Raw genomic sequence first — 20,322 nt, 5'->3', positions numbered from 1 at the left:
TTCATCATCTTGGAGAGGGTTGCGTTACGGCTCCCTATTGAAGGAGGTTAGTCATCGTTGCATATTCCGGATGGGTTCTTGGACTTGAAAACATGCGTTACGACAGGCGTGCTCGGAGCCGGAGCAATTGCCTACAGCCTGCGGAAAACAAAAGTTGCGCTAGCTCGTCCCGAAGTTCCTAAGATCGCGCTCATCGGAGCGTTCATATTCGCGGCCCAAATGCTTAATTTTCCGATCGCCGGAGCGACCTCGGGACATTTTCTCGGCGGGGCATTGGCTTCCATCCTGTTCGGTCCGGCCGTTGGCGTCGTTGTGATGTCCGCGGTGCTGATCATTCAAGCGTTAATCTTCCAAGACGGGGGACTGACCGTATTGGGAGCTAATATTATCTGTACAGGCGTCATTGGCTCCTATGCAGGTTATGGGGTTTACCGCGCAGGCATACGGTTGCTAAGAGGACGCGGCTCGAATGCAGTCGCCTTCGTCGCCGCTTGGTGCTCGATCGTCGCCGCTTCGTGCGGAGTCGCTGTGCTTCTCGCTTGGTCCGGCACGTTCCCGCTCGGAATCGCTCTGCGGGCGATGGCAGGCTGGCACAGCTTGATCGGTATCGGAGAAGGACTTATTACGGCCATGGTGGTCGCTTACTTAATGGAGCGTAATAGCTCTTTCGGCGATGACATGCCTTCCAAGAAGGAGGTTTCCCTGAATTGAGCGAGCAACCGGCAAAATCCCTAACGAACAAGAAGGGGAAATGGATCGTCATGGCAGGCATTACGTTAGTCGTGGCCGGCGTGATTTCTTATTTCGCCTCGCCGAATCCCGATGGCTTGGAGCGGGTGTCCGAGAATCATGGCTTCATCGAGAAGGCGAAAGAGCCTAGCTGGACGGCTTGGATTCCTGACTACGAATTACCTGGCATACACTCGCCGTTCGTGAAGGTCGGGCTTGCCGGTATTATTGGAGCCGTGACATTGTTCGGCGTACTATATGCGTTGGCGAGGCCGATAGCCCGTCGCGGGGAGGCTGGAAACGATGGGGAAGGCGATCATCGCCCTTCATGAGACCGAAGGGGTTAATCCGCTAATCAAGAAGCCGTCCCACCGGCTCTGGACCGTTCTTATTCTTCTGGGGCTTACCGTTGCCGCTTGGCAGCCCTCCGTCCTTGGCATTGCGGCTGGAGTGTTCCTCTTGTTGCTCCTATGGTGCGGGATTCGCATTCAGTTAATACTCGGACGGTTGCTGCTCTTGTTGCCCTTCGGCGCGGGGGCAGCCCTTTTTATTCCTTTTCATACGGAGGGGAAAGCGGCTTTTAAGTGGATGGGGTTCGTCGCAACGGAAGAAGGTATAGAGAGGGCGACCGTCATCCTGTTGAAGCTGGTGAGCGCGAATTTTTTGCTTACCTACCTACTGGCGGTCACCCCGCTGTTCGTGCTTCTCCGAAGTTTGCGGTCCGTGGGAATTCCGGCTGTTCTGTTAGAATTGATTCTCCTGATAATGAGGTATTTTTTCCTGCTCAAAGATGAAGCGGTTAGCATGTTCAAGGCGCAGCGTTCCAGAGGGATGAACTTCAAGGGCTGGCTGTGGAGCGCTCGCGCGTACAAGCGTTTCGGAGAGCTGATGGGCGTGCTGTTCTTACGGGCTTACGAACGGAGCAAGCGGATCTATATCGCGATGTTGGCTAGGGGCGGTCTGGAAGGGGAGAGTTCAATGGGCCGAAAGGAAACGGGGCTTGTGGCGAGGGCGACGATCGTAGGGCAAGGAAAGGATGCGACCGCGAAGCCGGAGTTTGCTGCCGAAGTGATGGGCGTCAATTTCGCGTATGGAAAAATAAAAGCATTGAACGGGGTGTCCTTCGACATCCCAGTAGGCTCCAAGGTTGCGTTAATGGGACCGAACGGAGCAGGGAAATCCACTCTGATATCGCTGCTTAACGGTCTGGAGCTCTCCCAGTCGGGCGAGGTTAGGCTGTTCGGCGAAACCGTGAAGCGGGATAACGGAGATCGGCTGCGAAGAAGGGTAGGCGTCGTGTACCAGGACCCGGATGATCAGATTTTCTCCACTTCCGTAGAAGAAGACGTTGCATTCGGGCCTCGTAATCTGGGACTCGGGGCGGCGGAGGTCGAAGAACGGGTAGATTGGGCGCTTGGGAGCGTGGGGATGCGCGAGATGAGGCGCAGATCGCCGTTTGAACTGAGCTACGGCCAGAAGCGGCGGGTCGCCATAGCCGGCGTGCTGGCGATGAAGCCGGAGTTCATCATCCTCGACGAGCCGATGTCGTTCCTCGACCCAAGGGGACGCGACGAGCTCCAGGAGCTGCTGGATGATATGGGCGAGATGGGGCTGACCATTCTCATCGCCACTCACGACGTGGATTTCGCTGCGGAATGGGCAGACAAGGTGCTGTTGCTTAAGGAAGGCAAGCTGCTCGCGTCAGGCACTGCCGAGCTCCTATTCGATGACGTGCTGATCGAGCAGGCATCGCTTCACTTGCCAAGGCTTGCCCGACCGTTCCGTCTTTTGCGCGGAGCGGAGGAGCACCGGCCTCGATCAGTCAAACAAGCTGCCCAGATGATCTGGAAGCTGATCATGAAAGGCGCTGATCCTGCGGCAGCCGTCAAGCCGGACAGCCGAGGCGGCCAGGAGGATGCGAAGCAACGGCCGGCCGGACATAAGCATTTGCCACCGTCTTGAGGTAGGCTTGGGGTGAGTTTTAAATTGGATGATTCCTCCAGTCGAGGGTAAACGCATAAGAAAATGGGAGAGGTTGAATACTACATTTACGATTCCATGTCACCTTTTTCCGATTGTACTAGCTTTCGTCATAAAAGGTCGGCATGTCATCCTCGCCGACAGCTGCAGAGTGAATACACCAATGAAAGTGGGGCAACACGAGCTATGAAAGCAACCGGGATAGTACGCCGTATTGATGACCTCGGTCGGGTCGTCATTCCGAAAGAAATTCGTCGCACGCTCCGAATCCGCGAGGGAGATCCGCTGGAAATTTTCGTGGATCGCGACGGTGAAGTTATTCTCAAAAAATATTCCCCGATCGGCGAATTGGGCGATTTCGCCAAGGAATACGCAGAATCGCTATCCGAAAGCACGGGACATATCGCTATGATTTCCGACCGCGATACCTTTATCGCCGTGGCCGGAGCTTCCAAGAAAGAATATCTCGACAAAGCGGTCGGTAACCTGTTGGAGACTTGCATGGAAAATCGGAAAATTATCCTCGAACCCGGCTCGGGCAGCTACGAGATCGTTCGCGACATTACCGAGACGATCAGCTCTTTCGTCGCCGCGCCGATCGTAGCCGGTGGAGACCCGATCGGTACCGTGGTGCTGCTTAGCAAGGACGAGCAGGTAAGCATGGGCGACATGGAAAGCAAGATGGTCGAGACGGCGGCGGGATTCCTGGCTAAACAAATGGAACAGTAAGCTGCATCTGCAGGCGAATAAGTTTCCCGAACAGAACCTCATCCGTTCTCCGGGAAGCTTTTTTGCTATGCGGCTTTCGATTATAATCAAATCACAAGCCCTGCATCGGGAGAATGGGAATCCGTTTTGGTCTTAAGAGGAATGGGGAATGGAAATAATGCGGATAGAAGTGGAGTCGCGGCAAGTAGGGAGAAAGGCGTTGTGGCAGGGCGCGGCATTGCTCGGCGGAGCGGCTTTGTTATCCAAGCTGATCGGCACGCTGCAGAAAATTCCGTTGCAGAATATGGCCGGAGACGAAGTGTTCGGATTATATAGCGCTGTCTATGCGCTGGCCGTAATGTGGATGACGTTGGCTTCTGCGGGAATACCCGTTGCCGTCAGCGCGCTCGTGGCCGAAAGAACGGCCCATGGCGATGAACAGGGAGCGCATCGCCTTCTAAGATGGGCGTTGGGCTTGTTAATCCTAAGCGGGCTAGTTGCGTTCGGGATCCTGTGGCTGGGAGCCGACACTTTCGCTCGGTGGATGGGACTGGAGTCCGCGGCTGAGGCCATTCGAACGTCCTCCCTCGTCTTGCTGTTCGCGCCTGCGACCGCGGTTCTCAGAGGGTATCGTCAAGGTCAAATGCAGATGCTAAGGCCGGCGGTGTCGCAGCTTATCGAACAAATCGCGCGAGTCGCCTTCATGGTTATCATCCTCGTATGGGCGGTGCAGGCCGCATGGTCGACGTCGGGCACGGCGGCAGCTGTTCATGGAGGCCTGGCTACCGGTGCGGTTGCGGGTCTGATTGCTATGCTTGCGTTTGCCGGCGGCGGTAGAAGCAAACCGATCGTTATCCGCTCGACCGGAGCGCGTAAAAGCTTTGGAGGCGAGGGGGCGACCGATGCTCCGACGAGGCTGATCAAGCTGCCGGAAACCCGGCGATCGCTGGTCAAACGCATTATCGCGGTTGCCATCCCGGTTGCCATCGCATCCATCGTAGCGCCGCTGTTCGGTTTAATCGATGCATTCTCCATTCCTCGTTTGCTGCAATCAGCAGACAAGGAGATATCGGCATCTTGGACGCTCGCCCAGTTCGGCGTCTACAATCGCGGTGTCGCCTTGCTCCAGCTTGTCATCATGGGCGCGGCGGGCGCGGCTTCTGCGCTCGTCCCGGCATTGACCGCGGCGCGGGCTCGCGGCGACGAGCAGGAATTCGCATCGCGCGCTCAGTTCGCTTTGCGCTTCGCCTGGTGGATCGGCGGAGCGGCTGCCGTCGGATTAGCGTTGCTCGCATCGCCGATCAATCACGCCCTGTTCGCCGATGGCAGCGGCACCGCCGCCATGGCGATCATCGCTTTAGCCGCCGCGGGCGGCACGCTGCAGGCGGTGAGCGCCGCCCTGCTGCAAGGCTTGGGCGACCTGCGGTCACCCGCCGTGAACCTTGCCGCCGCAGCTTTGCTCAAGCTCACTCTCAACGCGGTGCTGGTGCCCGCTTACGGCATCAAGGGCGCTGCAACCGCGATGGCCATCGCGTTCGCCACAGCCGCAGTGCTTAACGCGCTGTCCTTGCGTCAGCGCGTCCAACTGCCCGCCCCGCGCCTATCCGTCGCGTGGCGCTCCGTCGCTTCGCTGGCCGCGATGGCGGCCGCGGTCGCTCTGCTCGCGCTAGGGCTCGGCGCGCTAACCGCCGCCTTGCCCGCGCGCGTTGCGGCGCTCCTGGTCGCCCTGCCGGGCGTCCTCGTCGGCGCCGCCGTCTTCGCCGCGGCGCTCGTCGCCCTGGGCGCCGTCGCTCCGCAGCAATGGCGCGCGCTGCCGGGCATATCCGGCAGTCGCCTCGACACCGTGCTCCTGCGAATATACGCCCTTAACGGTCGTTTCTCCAAGTCGCATACACGCCCTTAACGGTCGTTTCTCCAAGTCGCATATACGCCCTTAACGGTCATTTCTCTTAGTTGAACACACGTCCTTTACAGTCGTCTTTCGAAGTTGCGCACACGCCATTTTCAATACGTAAGACGATGAAATTCATCGTTGTTCAGCCAACACAGCCCTGTTTAAGTTCAAATTACGATTAAAAATTATCGCTGTTGTTTGGATGTTAGGTACCATTTAGCAAATCGTGCACCAACAGCGATGATAAACCACTCTATTTATGTTTTCACGAGGCAGCTTTGCTACAAGTATGATAAATAACATGGTTATTCGATGTTTTACCCAAACCAACGCAAGCCCAGAAAGGATGATCACATACCATGCAAGCCTCTATTACGGTAATCGGACTCGGCTCCGGCGGGGAAGACCAGCTCACGTTAGGCACTCTTAAGGTGCTTGAGCAGTCCGCCCATCGCTACTTACGTACGGTCGATCACCCGGCTGTCGCTGATTTGAACCTTCGGGGCATCACGTTCCATTCTTTCGATCATTTGTACGAGAGCCTTCCATCCTTCGACGAAGTTTACGAAGCCATTGCCCATGCTCTTCTGGAAACGGCCAAGCAGCATGCCGGTGAGTCCGTCGTCTATACGGTACCCGGTCACCCGATGGTCGCCGAGCGTACGGTGCAACTATTGCGCCAACAAGCGCCTGAACGCGGCATATCATTAAACCTGCTAGGAGGCGAAAGCTTCCTCGACCAAGCCTTCACGCGGCTCGGCTTCGATCCGATCGAAGGATTCCAGCTGTTGGATGCCGCCGATCTTACTCGTGAGCATCTCAGACCCCGTCTACATACCGTTATCGGACAAGTATACGATTCGTTTACCGCCTCGGAAGTAAAGTTGACGTTGATGAACGTCTATCCAGATGATCACCCAATCATTATTGGACAAGCTCTCGGCGTAGACGGACAAGAAAATATTGTCCAAGTCCCCCTTCACGAGCTCGACCGCCTGGAATCTTACGGCAACTTGATGCTCGTCTATATTCCCGCCAATACGGATGAGCGCTTGCGCCGCCGTTCCTTCGAGCGCTTGCACGAGATCGTCTCCATCCTCCGCAGTCCGGAAGGCTGTCCATGGGATCGGGAGCAGACGCATCTGTCGATCCGCCGAAATTTTATCGAGGAGACTTTCGAGGCGATCGAAGCGTTGGATTTGGACGATCCCGACGGCATGAAGGAAGAGTTCGGAGACGTCATCCTGCAGGTGCTGCTGCATAGCCAGATGGAAGAGGAAACGGGAGCTTTCGACGTATACGACGTGCTGGCCGAGCTGAACGACAAGCTGATCTTCCGGCATCCGCATGTTTTCGGCGGCGAGAATGCCCAAGATGCCGAAGAGGCGCTGAACAATTGGGAGCAGATGAAAGCCAAGGAGAAGAAGCGCAAAGGGATCCCCGAACGCCAATCGCTCCTCGACGGCATCCCGAAAGATCTACCCGCGCTTCCTCGCGCCCACAAGCAGCAGAAGAAGGCGGCTGGAGTAGGCTTTGATTGGCCTGATTTGGACGGAGTGTTCGACAAAATCGAGGAAGAATTGCAAGAGCTGCGGCATGCCGCGCAATCCGAGTCCCCGGAGCGTCAGCAGGAGGAATTAGGGGATCTCCTGTTCGCCGTAGTGAATGCTTCGAGGTTCATCAAAGCCGATCCCGAGGAGGCGCTCGCGGGTACCAACCGGAAGTTCGCCGCACGCTTTAAGTACATTGAAGAGCAGCTGCGTATAAACGGCCGAACTTTTGAGCAGACTGACTTGTCAGAGATGGAAGCTTGGTGGCAGGAGGCCAAAAACCGCTGCTAATAGAGTCAATCCGTATTTTCCTACGATTCAGAATGCATATTTTTACTCTATCCATCTCTGAATCATCTCGACATAACCTCATGCCGCCATTCCCAAAACAGCGGAGATCTGGTTATGCTTACCTAAAAATAACCTAAAATTCGCCGATTTTCCCGTACTTTCTACCTATTTCGAGATTTTTTTTTCAGGATTGGCAGGATTTTTTTAACAGAGGGCAGAATAGTATCCTTCGTGCACCAAACCATCTAACGTTTTAAGCGGCCCAAGGGCTCGCGGAAACGAATTAGGAACAATCATAGGAGGAATTCCGTAACATGAACAAAACAGACCTGATCAACAACATCGCAGACAAAAGCGGCTTGACAAAGAAAGACGTAGAATCCGTATTGAATAGCTTCTTGGGCGAAGTAACCGACGCTCTAGCTAGCGGCGACAAAGTACAACTGATCGGCTTCGGCACGTTCGAAACTCGCAGCCGCTCCGGCCGCGTTGGCCGCAACCCGCAAACGGGTAACTCCATCACGATCCCAGCTTCCAAAGTACCTGCTTTCAAAGCCGGTAACAAACTGAAAGACGCCGTTAAGTAATTAATGCGTCTGGATAAGTTTCTAAAGGTGTCGCGGCTCATCAAGCGCCGCACCGTTGCGAAGGACGTGTCCGATCAAGGGCGCGTCCTTCTCAATGGTAAAGAGGCCAAACCGAGTACGGTCGTCAAGATCGGAGACGTGCTCGATATCCAATTCGGACAGCGTACGTTAACCGTGCGGATCGAACGGTTAACCGAATCCAACCGCAAAGAGGATATCTTGGGGCTATACACCGTGCTTAAGGAAGAAGCCCGCAAGCGCGAGGAAGATCCATTCGGGCTCTAAGCCTCACGCTAAGCTATCCGCCACCTTACCCCATAGAACTACACCAAGCTTCGCCTATTCGGCGGGCTTTTTTATTCGCTACCCCACTATTTTGCAAAAAGTGCATTTAGTTTCAGCGAACTTACTTTCTAATGGTACTTCCCGCCCAAACCACAACCCCTGCAGAATAAATCCTAAATGTTGTATTATAAATAAGAGTTCCCCAAGCAACTCGGGGAACTCTTATTTACATAACGAAGGAGCGAATATCATGACGAGAAAAGCTCACGAAATATGGATCGGCGCTTACGGCGCCAAGGACGGAGTAGGGATAACCCGGGTCGAGCTTCTCCCCGACACCGGAGAACTTATCAAGACGGCCGAATACGGCGGGATAGAGAACGCTTCCTTCCTTCGCATGAACCGTGATGGCACCCGATTATACGCGGTTAGCGAGACGGATACCTACGACAACGACAACGAAAAAGAAGAGGGCGGACAACTAGCCTCGTTCCCGGTAGACGCCGAGAGCCGCAAGCTTGGACCGGGCCTGTATTACCCGACCCACGGAAATCATCCTTGCCATCTATCCCTGACTCCGACGGAGGATTGGCTGGCCGTATCGAACTATAACGGGGCTTCCGTCATGATGTATCCTATCGGACACGACAAGAGACCCGGACCTCCTGCTATCCGGTTCAGACATACCGGCTCGGGACCGAACGCGGATCGCCAAGAAGCCCCCCACCCGCATTCCGTTTACTTTGGCTCGGAAGGACATTACTTATTCGTTCCGGATTTGGGCATGGATAAGATCATGGTTTATACTCGCGGACCCGAAGCGCATGAATGGTCGGCGCATGATGCCGTATCGCTCGATCCCGGTGCAGGGCCGAGGCACATGGCATTCCATCCATCGGGTAAAATCGCATTCGTCCTTAACGAGCTTAACAGCACGGTCACGAGATTGTCCTATGAAGAGCCGGGTAAGCTCGTTCGCTTTGAATCGATAACTACGCTTCCTTCCTCCTTCGAGGGAGAGAACACTTGCGCGGAGATTGCGGTCTCTCCCGATGGGCGGTTCGTCTATGCTTCCAATCGGGGGCACGATAGCATCGCTATTTTCCGAATAGATGAATTAACGGGCGAACTGCACGCTTCCGGTCACATCTCGACGAGAGGGAAGACTCCGCGCAACTTTGCCTTAACGTCGGACGGAGAGTGGCTGATCGCGGCCAATCAGGATTCCAGCTCCGTCGTTCTTTTCCGGGTTGATCGACAGTCGGGGTTGCCAGTTTACGCAGGAGTGGATTTACCGATAAGTAAACCGGTCTGCGTCCTGATTCGTTAAGAATAGCCGTTGATGCTTTGTTCTAATTCGCCTCCTTCGCCCATAGGCTAGACTTAAAGGCAAGGAGGGACGTGCTATGGAACACGTTAAAGGGGCCAAGCATCAGGAAATTCGCATGCTCAATCGGAAGTCGCTCGATATTAGCGGAGTCAGCAACGTGGAGAGCTTCGACAATGAGGAATTTCTGCTGGAAACCGAATGCGGATTTCTGACCGTTCGGGGGCAAAACCTGCATATGAAGAATTTGAGCCTGGACCAAGGGCTCGTCTCCATTGAAGGCGCCATTCACTCCCTCGTTTATTTGGACGGCAGCGCGGGGAGTAAGTCGAAGGGCTTGTTCGGGAAGTTATTCAAGTGAGCGCGGCGTCACAAGGAATGACGATTGCTTCCATGATGCTGTGCGGACTGGCTATGGGGCTCGTCTTTGATGTCTATCGTGTCTCTTCGCACCGGTTTCATGTGGCCCGCTGGATACTGCCGGCGCTCGACGTGGTCTATTGGGCGGCAGCGACGCTGGGGGTATTCAGCATCTTGCTAAGCATCAACCAAGGCGAAGTTAGGATGTACGTATTCCTAGGGCTTGGAATCGGCGTGACCGGCTATTTCGGCGTGTTAAGCGGCTGGGTGATCAAAATAGCGGGCAAGCTAATCGATATTTTCCAATCGCTGTTTCATTTCCTGTGGAAGCTGTTTAATACGTTGGTATTGATTCCTTTTCTATGGATCGTTCGAATATTGGCCAAGCTGCTGGATATGGCGTTCATCATCACTACGGCCTTATTGCTATGGGTGGGGAAGCTTCTCTTCAAGCCGGTTCACGCCTTGGCGAAGCGGCTTTGGACCAAATCGCTTCCCATTAGGCGAAGGTTCACTCCTTTGGTTAATGCTTACCGGCGAATGCGGGAGCGCATTAAACAAATCAGGGAACTGTTCAAGAAGAAGCCATAGGCTGGAGTTGTTTCTCCAATCATTCGACAACGTTCTACCGGAAAGTGAATCGTAAGAAGGATATTTTCACATCTCCAAATTATGCTATAATAATTCCGTCGCTCTCTTATAAAAGGGTAGTTCAGCAACTTGGGAAAGGAGCCACCGGAATGTCTTCACGTACATTGTCCGCAACACCCGCCATGACCGGCGCACGCAGAAGATTGAAATTATTGCTATTTATCGTCGTTCTATTCATGAGCTGGGCGCTGTACGTTCTTATCGTTCAATACGGACAGATCAGCGATCGATCGGGTCAATTGCACGAAGCGGACCGGAAGCTTACCGATGCCCAAGCCAAGAACGAGGAATTAAAGCAACAGATCGCACGCTTGAACGATCCGGAATACATCGGCCAGATTGCCCGCAAGGAGCATGGGCTGGGGCTTCCGGGAGAAGTTCCGATCGAAACGGAATAGGCCGTACATATGCTTTGCAGTAGTCTAACGTCTGTTGACCTTGCTTTTGATTGTCGGTTATAATTAGCATAGCCGGACCTATGTAGTCCGGGCACATTTAGGTTCAGGGAGGAACATCGGTTTTTATGGCCATCGAAGTGGGAACCAAATTGGAGGGCAAAGTTACCGGCATCACGCATTTCGGAGCTTTCGTGGATTTAACGGGTGGCGTTACGGGACTCGTTCATATTTCCGAGATTGCCGACAGCTACGTGAAAGACGTTCATGAGCATCTGAAGATTAATGACATGGTTACGGTCAAAGTCATTAACGTGGACAAAGACGGCAAGATCGGTCTGTCCATTCGTCAAGCCGTGGACAAACCGCCGGAGCAGCAACAACAGCAACAACCGCAACAACGTGGACCACGCGATCGCGGTGGTCGTCCCTCCAAACCGGGCGGTTTCGGAAGATCCCCCTCTTTTGATGACAAATTGTCTCGCTTCCTGAAGGACAGCGAAGAGCGCATTTCTAATCTTAAGAAAAGTACCGAATCCAAACGAGGCGGACGCGGCGGACGTCGTTCGTAAGATATAATTCGATTCATGTTATTCGGAGCCGGACCCCTGTGGTCCGGCTCTGTTGTTGTTTAGTCCAGTATCTAATCGGAGGAAATATTAGAAAGTTTTAAGTCCCTGCTTGCATTCGCGCCTATCCGGCATTCCAACGCGGTTGGCGTCTGCGGAGGGGCAACATGGAGCGCCATCGTCCGTCGGATGAGGGCGTTTTTTTGTTGTCGGAAATCGATGCAAACAGAGGCGAATGTTAAGAAAACCCGAGGCTAACCTTTGGGCGCCATAGGTTTCCCGTAATCGGGATTTTCGTCGGCGGCAACCGCCCGATCCTGTCGGAAAAAACTTTTTTCCCGCCAACCGTTTCTGACAAACTTCATGAAAAGCCCCCCCTATAATTAAGAACACAAATTCAATCTGGTAAATGGGGTGTGCATCATGGACAAGCCGTCCGTTATTCCTTTCGTGACACGCACGGGGGCCGGACCGACCCTTGCTCCCGAGATCGGGCGCAAGCGCTGGTTTCGGAAGAAGAGAAAATCTGCGCAAGCGCAAGGAAATTCTCGCCCGCCTTCGCTTCTACAGCGATGGGGAGAGGCTTTGCGAGCGCAGCAATGGCTATTATTGATTATCGGAGTCGGATTCTTGCTGGGTAGGGCGACCATGCTGGAGGGGATTGCGCCGTTCGCCGCGGCATTCTTCGGGGTCGTGCTGTATTTACGCAAGGATCTGGCTTTCTGGGCGATGCTATCGCTTGTAGCGGGCAGCTTCTGGGCGATCGATCCGATGCCTGCCGTCATCTGCGCGGAAATCGGCGTCATCTATTTGCTTTATCGAGCCTTGGTGCTATATGAGAGGGCTGATCTATCGCATGCTCCGGTCGTCGTTTTTGCGGCTACGCTGATCGTCCGGCTGTTCGATACGCTTCTTGCGGAGGATACGGCGTGGTTGCCATACATACTGACGTTGGTTGAAGCGGGACTAGCCTTCGTGCTTACGCTGCTGTTCGTGCATGCGCTTCCCGTTCTGGCGCGAACGAGGAAAGCTGCCGATCTGCGCCATGAGGAATGGATAGGCGTCGCTATCCTAATGGCTTGTCTGCTCACCGGGATGACGGGCTGGACGGTTTATGGAATTGCGGTTGCAAGCGTACTGTCGCGCTATTTCGTCATCATGACCGCTTTCGTAGGCGGCCCCGCTTTGGGAACGTCGGCAGGCGTCGTTTCCGGCATGATCCTGAGCTTATCCAATCTGGGAGCTGCGTCGGAGATCGGACTGCTTGCATTCGGGGGTCTAATGGCCGGTCTTGTCCGAGAGGGCGGCAAAACGGCGGCAATATTCGGATTGTTGCTCGGAACGTCCGTATTGACACTATACGGAGGGAGTGCCACGGATACGATGGCTTCTACATGGGCGACCGTGGCAGCATCGATTCTGTTCTTATTTTCCCCGCGATCGATGACGGAGTCCCTGTCCAGATATATACCCGGTACTTCAAGCTATGCGCAGAACCAACGTGAATATGCCCAGAAAGTGAGGGATTTGACCGCGGAAAGGGTGGAAAAGTTCTCAGAGGTGTTCCGGCAGCTGTCGCGAAGCTTCCGGCAGATGACCCAGGCGGGTGAAACCGTACGGCAAGGCAGGGATTTCGATCACTTCGTGAACGAGGTTCACGAGCGGGCTTGCATGAATTGCCACCGCCGAGGATTATGTTGGGACGGGCAGTTCATCCAAACTTATAAGCTGATGACGGATATGATGACGGCCGTAGAAGAGGAACCGGATTTAATGCCTGCGCAGATGCCGAAGTCATGGAGCCGGGTTTGCGTAAAGACGCCGCTTGTGCTCGATGTGCTTAAGCGCCAGTACGAGGTGTACCGGCACGACCAGCATTGGCGGCAGCAGGTGCAGGATAGCCGGTTTCTGGTTGCGGATCAGCTATCCGGCGTTTCTCAGGTCATGGATGATTTAGTAAAGGAAATTCGTCGCGAGGCCAAACAGATGGATATTCAGGAGAGGCAAATACGAGATGCCCTCGATCATCTGGGGCTAGCGATTCAGAGCATAGATATTCTAAGTCTGGAGGAGGGACATATCGACATCGAGATGGTGCATGCTTTCCGCACCGGGTATGACGAATGCCGCAAGATGATCGCTCCGATTCTAACGGAGATTCTCGGGGAGACGGTTACGGTTCTAAGAGAACGGAGCGGGGAGCCCGCGGCGCACCTAAGCACGGTGACGTTCGCATCGGCCAAAATCTACGAGGTGGAGACGGGGGTGGCAGGCGCCGCGAAGGACGGCGATATGCTGTCGGGAGACAGCTTCAGCATGGTGGAGCTAGGCAACGGCAAGTTCGCGGTGGCGCTAAGCGACGGAATGGGTAATGGGGTAAGGGCTAGGATGGAAAGCAGCGCGGCGCTTTCAATGTTGGAGCAGCTGCTGCAGTCCGGAATTGACGAAAGATTGGCAGTGAAATCGGTCAATTCCGTGCTTCTGCTGCGATCCCCGGAGGAAATGTTCGCGACGGTAGACCTCGCGCTAATCGATTTATATACCGCGCACGCAACGATGCTTAAAATTGGATCGACCCCTAGTTTTATTAAGCGAGGAAGGGAGATTATTCCGATTGCAGCCAACAATCTGCCTATCGGCATCTTGCATGACATCGAGATCGATCTGCTGAGGGTGCAGCTGCAGGCGGGGGACACGCTGATCATGATGACGGACGGAATTCTGGATTCCCCCGGGCACGCGATCAATAAGGAATTATGGATGAAGAGAGTGCTTCAGGAGCTGGATGCCGATGATCCTCAGGACATCGCCGATGCGTTGCTGGACACGGCGCTGCGCCAATATCCGGGAGGCGTCAAGGATGACATGACCGTGATCGTAACGAGACTGACGCGCCATCAGCCGGAATGGGCCTCCTTCCGCTGGCCGGGCTTCAACCGGATGGAACGCCCAAGGACGGTGAGCTGATTATTATTGGAAGTGCGTTTATAGATGGGAATAGAAGAGAGCCTTCCGATGGCGGGAGGCTCTTTGGTTTATTGCGGAACCCCCGAACTCTACCGCAAGGTTAAATCTTCCATTCCTTGGCGACACTCTTACTAGATGCTAGACCATAAGGAGTGTGGGACGATGAAACAGATCTTACTCATTACGGACGGAGGCTCGAACGTAGGGGAGAGCCCGGTAGTGGCCGCGGCGCAGGCATACGCCGAGGGAATTACGGTGAACGTGGCGGGCGTCGTGGACGAAGGGACAATCGGAGAGTACGGCGCGGCGGAGATTGCCGAGATCGCGCGCGCTGGCGGCGGGATTAGCCAGATCGTAACCAGCCGGCAGCTGTCGCGGACCGTGCAGATGATGACTCGGCAGACGATAGCGGGCAGTATCCGGCAAGCCGTTAACCAAGAGCTGCGCCAATTGTTCGGAGTGGATAACGTAGGCGCCTTGCCTCCGCCGAAACGCGCGGAAGTCGTGAAGGTCATGGAGGAGATGGAGGAAACGATGTCGCTCTCGGTGGCGCTGCTCATCGATGCCAGCGCGAGCATGAAGCCGAAGCTTCATGCCGTGGAGGAAGCGATACGCGATCTCACTCTGAGCTTGCAGGCACGTACGGGCAAGAGTCGGGTTTCCGTGTTTCATTTTCCGGGAGATGCCCAATATTCCTATTGCGTTATGGATGCCGGATGGACGTCCGATGCGAATAAGATAAGATCTCTGTTCGGAAAGATCCGGATGAGAGGAACGACGCCTACAGGGCCTGCCCTTCTGCAGGTCGTTGATTTTATAAGGGAGACTTGTGGTAAAATAGGCAAAACAGAGCTAATGGACACGCCGTCGCAAGCAACTAGAGGCGAATTGAATGAGGTGCGGAGTGACTACGTCGTCTGATAGGCAGCCTCTTCCGAGGGGGACGGAGATTAGGGGCAAGTGGAACGGAAGGCTCTATCGGCTGGAACGGCTGCTCGGCTTGGGTTCGAACGGACAAGTCTACTTGGCTTCCTCCGATAATCGGATTAACTATGCGGTTAAACTGGGTCTGGAGACTGCGGAGTTACAAGGAGAAGCTAACATCCTGGCCTCCCTGGACCAATCGGAGAAGGGAAGACAATCCTTCCTAGTGGATGTGGATGATGTCGTGTTGGAAGGGAAGACCGTTCCTTTCTACGTCATGAGATACGTGCCCGGAAGCCCGGTGAAAGACTACTTGCGCCAGAACGGCACCCACTGGTTAGGGGTCATAGGCTATCGGTTATTGGAAAGGTTAACGCAGCTGCATGATGCCGGATGGGTGTTCGGCGATATTAAGAGCGACAATGTGCTTGTCGGCGAATACGGGCGGGTCGAGTTGGTTGATTACGGCGGCGCGTCGGCTATCGGGCGCAGCGTCCGCCAGTTTACCGAAATCTATGATCGCGGTTATTGGTCTGCCGGGAGCCGGACGGCCGATCCGGCTTACGATCATTTCGCGGTGGCTTTGTTATGGCTGCATGCCCTCGATGGAAAGCGATTAATCCAGCTAACTCGGACGCTGCTCCCCCAGAACCGCCATCCCAGGGAGCTTATGAAGCTCGTGCGAAGCCATTCGCGGCTACTCCCGCTTGAGGCGTGGATGGAGAAGGCTTTGACGGGGCAATTCGAGAGCACGAAGGATGCTTCTAGGCAATGGAGAGAGTCCGTCCGGATCTCCCAGAAACCTAAAACCGAAGGCGATCGGGTTCCCGGATGGATGGTCGGATTGCTCGGCGTTGCGATCGCTATTAGCACTTCCGTCGCGGCGATTTGGTTGTTTGATTGATTCTTATTCGATAATCCTGAAAAACTCAAAAGGAGAAATGACTGTGCAACCGCAGGACGATTGGAAGGCTCGCATCATGGCGCAAGCGAGAGCGGACGGTTGGTGGCACGGAGGAAGCTCGGTCGTGGCTGCCGTCTCCGGCGGTCCGGATTCCATGGCGCTCCTTCATCTCCTCCGGTCCATGGCGGAGATCGAGCCCTTCCGAATCGTGGTCGCGCATGCGAACCATCAATTTCGCGGCGCGGAGTCGGATGCCGAGGCCGAACTGGTCGCGAGCATAGCCCGGGAATGGGGCATGCAGCTCGAGACGGCGGAGCTTGGCTTGCCCGCATACATAGAGTCTACGGGAATGAATCCCCAATCCGCGTCGAGGGAGAAGCGTTACGAATTTCTCAAGCAAGTCGCCGCTAAGCATTCTTGCGCGTACCTTCTGACCGGACATCATGCGGACGACCAGGCGGAAACGGTGCTGATGAGAATACTGCGGGGAACCGGCATAAGCGGGCTTGCCGGAATTCCCAATCGCCGCAAGGAAGAACAATTGGAACTGATTCGACCTTTGTTGCGTATAACCAAATGTGAGCTTCTGGAGTATTGTAAGCGAAACGGGGTGCCTTACGCGGTTGATAGCAGCAATGTCGACCGGCATTACTTCCGCAATACGATCCGGTTGGACCTGATGCCGATGCTGGAGAAGTACAATCCTAAGCTGAAGGCATCATTAGTCAGACTAGCCGATATGGCGACGGCGGATGATGATTATATGGAAGCCCAAACCCTTCAAACCTTTTATCGAGAGGTTACTCCGTCGGGAGAGGGCTTCCGGCTAGAGCGACGACGGTTCCGCGGCCTCCACGTCGCTTTACAACGCAGATTGATTAAATTAATATTAAATTGTTCTTCAAGCCCGGTCCAAATGCCGGATTACCAGCAGGTGGAAGAAATTCTAACGGTGCTTGCGCAGGAGCATCCCACGGTCATCCAATTGGATATCGGCGATGGATGGGTAATGAGAAGAGAATATGAAGAGGCGTATATCGGTCCGGGTCTTCCGGAATCGGTAAACTTCACGTATATCGTCAATGAGACGATGAACGAACTCTCGATCAAGGAAACGGGGGAGCGAGTAAGACTGGAACGTCTGGAGGGATCCATTCCCCATCATCAGGCTAACTTGCTTCAAGCTTGCTTTGACGAAGAGCGGTTAATCTATCCCCTTCGCATCCGCAGCCGCTTACCGGGCGATACCATGCATCCATACGGACTAAACGGCACCAAAAAAGTGCAAGATATGTTCGTCGATGCCAAAGTGCCGCGCTCCCGCCGCGATAAGCTGCCGCTTCTCGTAGACGGGAAAGGGCGATTGCTCTGGATACCGGGGATGCGGCGCTCGAGCCATGCTCTAGTTACTGCGGATACCCGAAAGACATTGCGAATTACGCTTGAACATTCGCGCGAAAACTAGGGCATGATCAGAGTAAAGCAATCATACCGTGTAATAATCACTGGGAGGTACCTTTTTTGCAAAACGACATTCAAGAAGTTTTATACTCGCAAGAAGCAATACAGCAGAAGGTACAGGAGCTGGGAGCGGCTATCAGCCGCGACTACGATGGGCGCAATCCGCTCGTCATTTGCGTACTGAAAGGCGCTTTTATTTTCATGGCGGACTTGTCCAAGAATATTACGATACCGATCGAGCTTGATTTCATGGCGGTATCGAGCTACGGAAATTCCACCCGGTCTTCCGGTGAGGTCAAAATCATTAAGGATCTGGATGCCTTCGTTGAAGGGCGCGACGTGCTGATCGTGGAAGATATTATCGACAGCGGCTTGACCTTGAGCTATCTGATCGATGTGCTGGAGCGCCGTAACGCGTTGTCCGTCAACGTCGTGGCTTTGTTCGATAAACCTGGTCGACGTACGGTCGATCTCAATGCGGATTATACCGGATTCACGATCCCGGATGCGTTCGTCGTCGGCTACGGGTTGGATTATGCGGAGAAATACCGCAATCTGCCATACGTCGGCGTGCTCAAACCGGAAGTTTATTCTAGTTAAGACTCGCCGTTAGACGGTGTTGCCTTATTATTGTGATGCCAAGACAGGCTATGGTAAAATGATGTAAGCGTGTCGAGAGGAGGTCGGGGATGAATCGGTTCATCCGGAACACAGGGTTTTACTTACTTATATTTTTGGTGACTGTCGGAATCGTTCAGTTTTTCATCGGAAAGAACGAGACGACTAAGGAACTGAATTACAACGAGCTCGTAGTAGCGGCTCAACAAGGTAACGTCAAACAGATGACCTTGCAAATTCAGAGCGGCACCTATTTGGTTACGGGCGAATACAAGCCTAAGGCCGGGGAAGAGAAAGGCGAAGCTTTCATGGGCCGAGCTCCCTTGGTGGATTCTGTAGTAGAGCAATTTACGGCCTTGAGCTTTGAGAAGAATTTCGAATTCAATACGAAGAGAATGCCGGGACAAAGCTTCTGGCTGACTTTCTTGACCTCCATCATTCCGTTCATTATCATGTTCGTTCTGTTCTTCTTCCTGATCAATCAGGCGCAAGGCGGCGGCGGCAAAGTAATGAACTTCGGCAAAAGCCGTGCCCGACTCTATAATGAAGAGAAAAAGCGGGTCACGTTCGAAGATGTGGCCGGAGCGGATGAAGAGAAACAAGAATTGGTCGAAGTCGTCGAATTCTTGAAAGATCCCCGCAAGTTTGCCGCGCTTGGCGCACGCATTCCGAAAGGCGTTCTTCTCGTAGGTCCTCCAGGTACGGGTAAAACCTTGCTGGCTCGCGCTGTTGCAGGCGAAGCGGGCGTACCTTTCTTTACGATCTCCGGTTCGGACTTCGTTGAAATGTTCGTGGGCGTCGGGGCTTCCCGCGTTCGTGATTTGTTCGAGAACGCGAAGAAAAATTCGCCGTGTATTATCTTTATCGATGAGATCGATGCCGTCGGTCGTCAACGGGGCGCAGGCCTTGGCGGCGGTCACGACGAGCGCGAGCAAACGCTGAACCAACTCCTCGTAGAGATGGACGGCTTCGGCGCTAACGAAGGCATCATCATCGTTGCCGCGACCAACCGTCCCGACATTCTCGATCCCGCCTTGCTTCGTCCGGGCCGGTTCGACCGTCAGATCACGGTGGATCGTCCGGACGTGAAGGGCCGCGAAGCGGTCTTGAAGGTTCATGCTCGCAATAAGCCGCTGAACAAAGACGTGCGCCTCGCCACGATCGCCAAGCGGACGACCGGATTTACGGGCGCGGATCTGGAGAATTTATTGAACGAAGCCGCGTTGCTTGCGGCTCGACGGAATAAGAAAGATATCGCGATGAATGAGGTTGACGAAGCGATCGACCGCGTCGTCGTCGGTACGGAGAAGAAGAGCCGGGTCATCAGCGACCGCGAGAAGCGGATTGTCGCTTATCACGAAGCGGGTCATACGATCGCCGGATTCTTCCTCGAGCATGCCGATACCGTACACAAGGTTACGATCATCCCTCGCGGACGCGCTGGCGGTTACGTCATTATGCTTCCGAAGGAAGATCGCATGCTTGTAACGAAGCAAGAGCTTCTCGACAAGGTAACCGGGTTGCTGGCAGGCCGTGCGGCCGAAGAAATCTTCATCGGCGAGATCGGTACGGGCGCTTACAGCGACTTTAAGTCGGCAACAAGCATCGTACGGGCGATGATCATGGAATACGGAATGAGCGAGAAGCTCGGAACGATGCAGTTCGGAAGCTCGCAAGGTCAAGTATTCCTAGGTCGGGACATCGGACACGAACAGAATTACTCCGATGCGATCGCCTACGAGATCGACCAAGAGATGCAGAGCATTACGCGGGATTGTTATGACCGCGCTAAGAAGCTGCTCACCGACAAGAGCGCCGAGATGCATCTGATCGCGAAGACGTTATTGGAAGAAGAGACTCTTGATCTGGAACAAATCAAGGCCTTGATCGAACAAGGTTTGTTGATTCCAAACGGAGAAGGATCCTCCTCCGAAGATACGGAAGAAACCAAAGCGGAACCGATCGTGGATACGCTGGGTAACGTTAAAGTCCGGATTCAAACCCGTGAGGACGAACCTCTGCCGACTACGCCGGATTTGCGCAAGGATGACGGTTCCGAGGAACCCAAATAACGGCTTCATGAATCAACGGGGTGTTCCCGCGCTGAAATGCGCATGGGAGC

The 20,322-nt window shown here is 54.4% G+C and carries 19 protein-coding genes; all 19 read left to right on the top strand.

The genetic code is table 11. The features are described from left to right. The first annotated feature begins 57 nt into the window (after positions 1-57). A complete protein-coding gene (locus tag E2980_RS17120; RefSeq protein WP_135153459.1) occupies positions 58-711 on the top strand; it encodes an energy-coupling factor ABC transporter permease in 654 nt (217 codons plus the stop codon). Beyond that, entirely contained in the window at positions 708-1,061 is a 354-nt protein-coding gene (locus E2980_RS17115; protein ID WP_135153458.1) for a PDGLE domain-containing protein, read from the top strand. The genes E2980_RS17120 and E2980_RS17115 overlap by 4 nt, the downstream gene beginning before the upstream one ends. Further along, the gene (gene cbiQ, locus E2980_RS17110) at positions 1,033-2,691 is read left to right on the top strand and encodes a cobalt ECF transporter T component CbiQ (protein ID WP_135153457.1); all 1,659 of its coding nucleotides are present in this window, start codon (positions 1,033-1,035) and stop codon (positions 2,689-2,691) included. Before E2980_RS17115 ends, cbiQ begins: the two co-directional genes overlap by 29 nt. Positions 2,692-2,895: 204 nt before the next feature. After that, positions 2,896-3,438: a stage V sporulation protein T gene (spoVT, locus tag E2980_RS17105; protein ID WP_135153456.1), complete on the top strand. Its 543-nt coding sequence runs from the start codon at positions 2,896-2,898 to the stop codon at positions 3,436-3,438. Positions 3,439-3,586: 148 nt separating this feature from the next. Continuing rightward, a complete protein-coding gene (locus E2980_RS17100; protein WP_135153455.1) occupies positions 3,587-5,320 on the top strand; it encodes a polysaccharide biosynthesis protein in 1,734 nt (577 codons plus the stop codon). 350 nt (positions 5,321-5,670) lie between these two features. Beyond that, on the top strand, positions 5,671-7,152 hold the full coding sequence (gene yabN, locus E2980_RS17095) for a bifunctional methyltransferase/pyrophosphohydrolase YabN (RefSeq protein WP_135153454.1): 1,482 nt from the start codon (positions 5,671-5,673) through the stop codon (positions 7,150-7,152). 314 nt (positions 7,153-7,466) lie between these two features. Then, positions 7,467-7,739 carry an HU family DNA-binding protein gene (locus tag E2980_RS17090; RefSeq protein WP_115995500.1) on the top strand — a complete coding sequence of 91 codons (273 nt, stop codon included), beginning with the start codon at positions 7,467-7,469 and terminating at the stop codon, positions 7,737-7,739. A 3-nt stretch (positions 7,740-7,742) separates the two neighbouring features. Beyond that, positions 7,743-8,024: an RNA-binding S4 domain-containing protein gene (locus tag E2980_RS17085; RefSeq protein WP_135153453.1), complete on the top strand. Its 282-nt coding sequence runs from the start codon at positions 7,743-7,745 to the stop codon at positions 8,022-8,024. 250 nt (positions 8,025-8,274) lie between these two features. Next, positions 8,275-9,354 carry a lactonase family protein gene (locus E2980_RS17080; RefSeq protein WP_135153452.1) on the top strand — a complete coding sequence of 360 codons (1,080 nt, stop codon included), beginning with the start codon at positions 8,275-8,277 and terminating at the stop codon, positions 9,352-9,354. A 76-nt stretch (positions 9,355-9,430) separates the two neighbouring features. Continuing rightward, positions 9,431-9,712: a sporulation protein YabP gene (gene yabP / locus E2980_RS17075; protein WP_135153451.1), complete on the top strand. Its 282-nt coding sequence runs from the start codon at positions 9,431-9,433 to the stop codon at positions 9,710-9,712. After that, a complete protein-coding gene (gene yabQ, locus E2980_RS17070) occupies positions 9,709-10,302 on the top strand; it encodes a spore cortex biosynthesis protein YabQ (protein ID WP_135153450.1) in 594 nt (197 codons plus the stop codon). Before yabP ends, yabQ begins: the two co-directional genes overlap by 4 nt. A gap of 149 nt (positions 10,303-10,451) precedes the next feature. Further along, positions 10,452-10,760: an FtsB family cell division protein gene (locus E2980_RS17065; RefSeq protein WP_135153449.1), complete on the top strand. Its 309-nt coding sequence runs from the start codon at positions 10,452-10,454 to the stop codon at positions 10,758-10,760. Positions 10,761-10,885: 125 nt separating this feature from the next. Next, a complete protein-coding gene (locus E2980_RS17060) occupies positions 10,886-11,329 on the top strand; it encodes a S1 domain-containing RNA-binding protein (RefSeq protein ID WP_115995506.1) in 444 nt (147 codons plus the stop codon). 420 nt (positions 11,330-11,749) lie between these two features. After that, positions 11,750-14,293, top strand: a complete 2,544-nt coding sequence (spoIIE, locus tag E2980_RS17055; protein ID WP_135153448.1) for a stage II sporulation protein E — start codon at positions 11,750-11,752, stop codon at positions 14,291-14,293. A 162-nt stretch (positions 14,294-14,455) separates the two neighbouring features. Next, entirely contained in the window at positions 14,456-15,214 is a 759-nt protein-coding gene (locus E2980_RS17050; RefSeq protein WP_135153447.1) for a vWA domain-containing protein, read from the top strand. Next, positions 15,198-16,121, top strand: coding sequence for a serine/threonine protein kinase (locus E2980_RS17045; RefSeq protein WP_240703073.1), 924 nt, complete (start codon positions 15,198-15,200; stop codon positions 16,119-16,121). The genes E2980_RS17050 and E2980_RS17045 overlap by 17 nt, the downstream gene beginning before the upstream one ends. A 43-nt stretch (positions 16,122-16,164) precedes the next feature. After that, complete coding sequence (gene tilS / locus E2980_RS17040; RefSeq protein WP_167747162.1) at positions 16,165-17,586, top strand: tRNA lysidine(34) synthetase TilS; 1,422 nt, start codon at positions 16,165-16,167, stop codon at positions 17,584-17,586. Positions 17,587-17,642: 56 nt separating this feature from the next. Further along, positions 17,643-18,182 (top strand): hypoxanthine phosphoribosyltransferase, encoded by a 540-nt coding sequence (gene hpt, locus E2980_RS17035; RefSeq protein ID WP_135153444.1) that lies wholly within the window; start codon positions 17,643-17,645, stop codon positions 18,180-18,182. A gap of 89 nt (positions 18,183-18,271) precedes the next feature. Further along, positions 18,272-20,272, top strand: coding sequence for an ATP-dependent zinc metalloprotease FtsH (ftsH, locus tag E2980_RS17030; RefSeq protein WP_135153443.1), 2,001 nt, complete (start codon positions 18,272-18,274; stop codon positions 20,270-20,272). Positions 20,273-20,322: the final 50 nt, after the last annotated feature.

The organism is Cohnella luojiensis, from assembly GCF_004564235.1.
Classification (GTDB): domain Bacteria; phylum Bacillota; class Bacilli; order Paenibacillales; family Paenibacillaceae; genus Cohnella; species Cohnella luojiensis.
Note: the sequence above shows the minus strand (reverse complement) of the source record. Positions and strands in the feature narration are given on the sequence as shown.

What these genes read in the sequence shown, in the direction of transcription:
- cbiQ (WP_135153457.1), top strand. Translation starts at nt 1,033, where the DNA reads ATGGGGAAGGCGATCATCGCCCTTCATGAGACCGAAGGGGTTAATCCG.
- spoVT (WP_135153456.1), top strand. Translation starts at nt 2,896, where the DNA reads ATGAAAGCAACCGGGATAGTACGCCGTATTGATGACCTCGGTCGGGTC.
- E2980_RS17100 (WP_135153455.1), top strand. Translation starts at nt 3,587, where the DNA reads ATGGAAATAATGCGGATAGAAGTGGAGTCGCGGCAAGTAGGGAGAAAG.
- yabN (WP_135153454.1), top strand. Translation starts at nt 5,671, where the DNA reads ATGCAAGCCTCTATTACGGTAATCGGACTCGGCTCCGGCGGGGAAGAC.
- E2980_RS17090 (WP_115995500.1), top strand. Translation starts at nt 7,467, where the DNA reads ATGAACAAAACAGACCTGATCAACAACATCGCAGACAAAAGCGGCTTG.
- E2980_RS17085 (WP_135153453.1), top strand. Translation starts at nt 7,743, where the DNA reads ATGCGTCTGGATAAGTTTCTAAAGGTGTCGCGGCTCATCAAGCGCCGC.
- E2980_RS17080 (WP_135153452.1), top strand. Translation starts at nt 8,275, where the DNA reads ATGACGAGAAAAGCTCACGAAATATGGATCGGCGCTTACGGCGCCAAG.
- yabP (WP_135153451.1), top strand. Translation starts at nt 9,431, where the DNA reads ATGGAACACGTTAAAGGGGCCAAGCATCAGGAAATTCGCATGCTCAAT.
- E2980_RS17065 (WP_135153449.1), top strand. Translation starts at nt 10,452, where the DNA reads ATGTCTTCACGTACATTGTCCGCAACACCCGCCATGACCGGCGCACGC.
- E2980_RS17060 (WP_115995506.1), top strand. Translation starts at nt 10,886, where the DNA reads ATGGCCATCGAAGTGGGAACCAAATTGGAGGGCAAAGTTACCGGCATC.
- spoIIE (WP_135153448.1), top strand. Translation starts at nt 11,750, where the DNA reads ATGGACAAGCCGTCCGTTATTCCTTTCGTGACACGCACGGGGGCCGGA.
- E2980_RS17050 (WP_135153447.1), top strand. Translation starts at nt 14,456, where the DNA reads ATGAAACAGATCTTACTCATTACGGACGGAGGCTCGAACGTAGGGGAG.
- ftsH (WP_135153443.1), top strand. Translation starts at nt 18,272, where the DNA reads ATGAATCGGTTCATCCGGAACACAGGGTTTTACTTACTTATATTTTTG.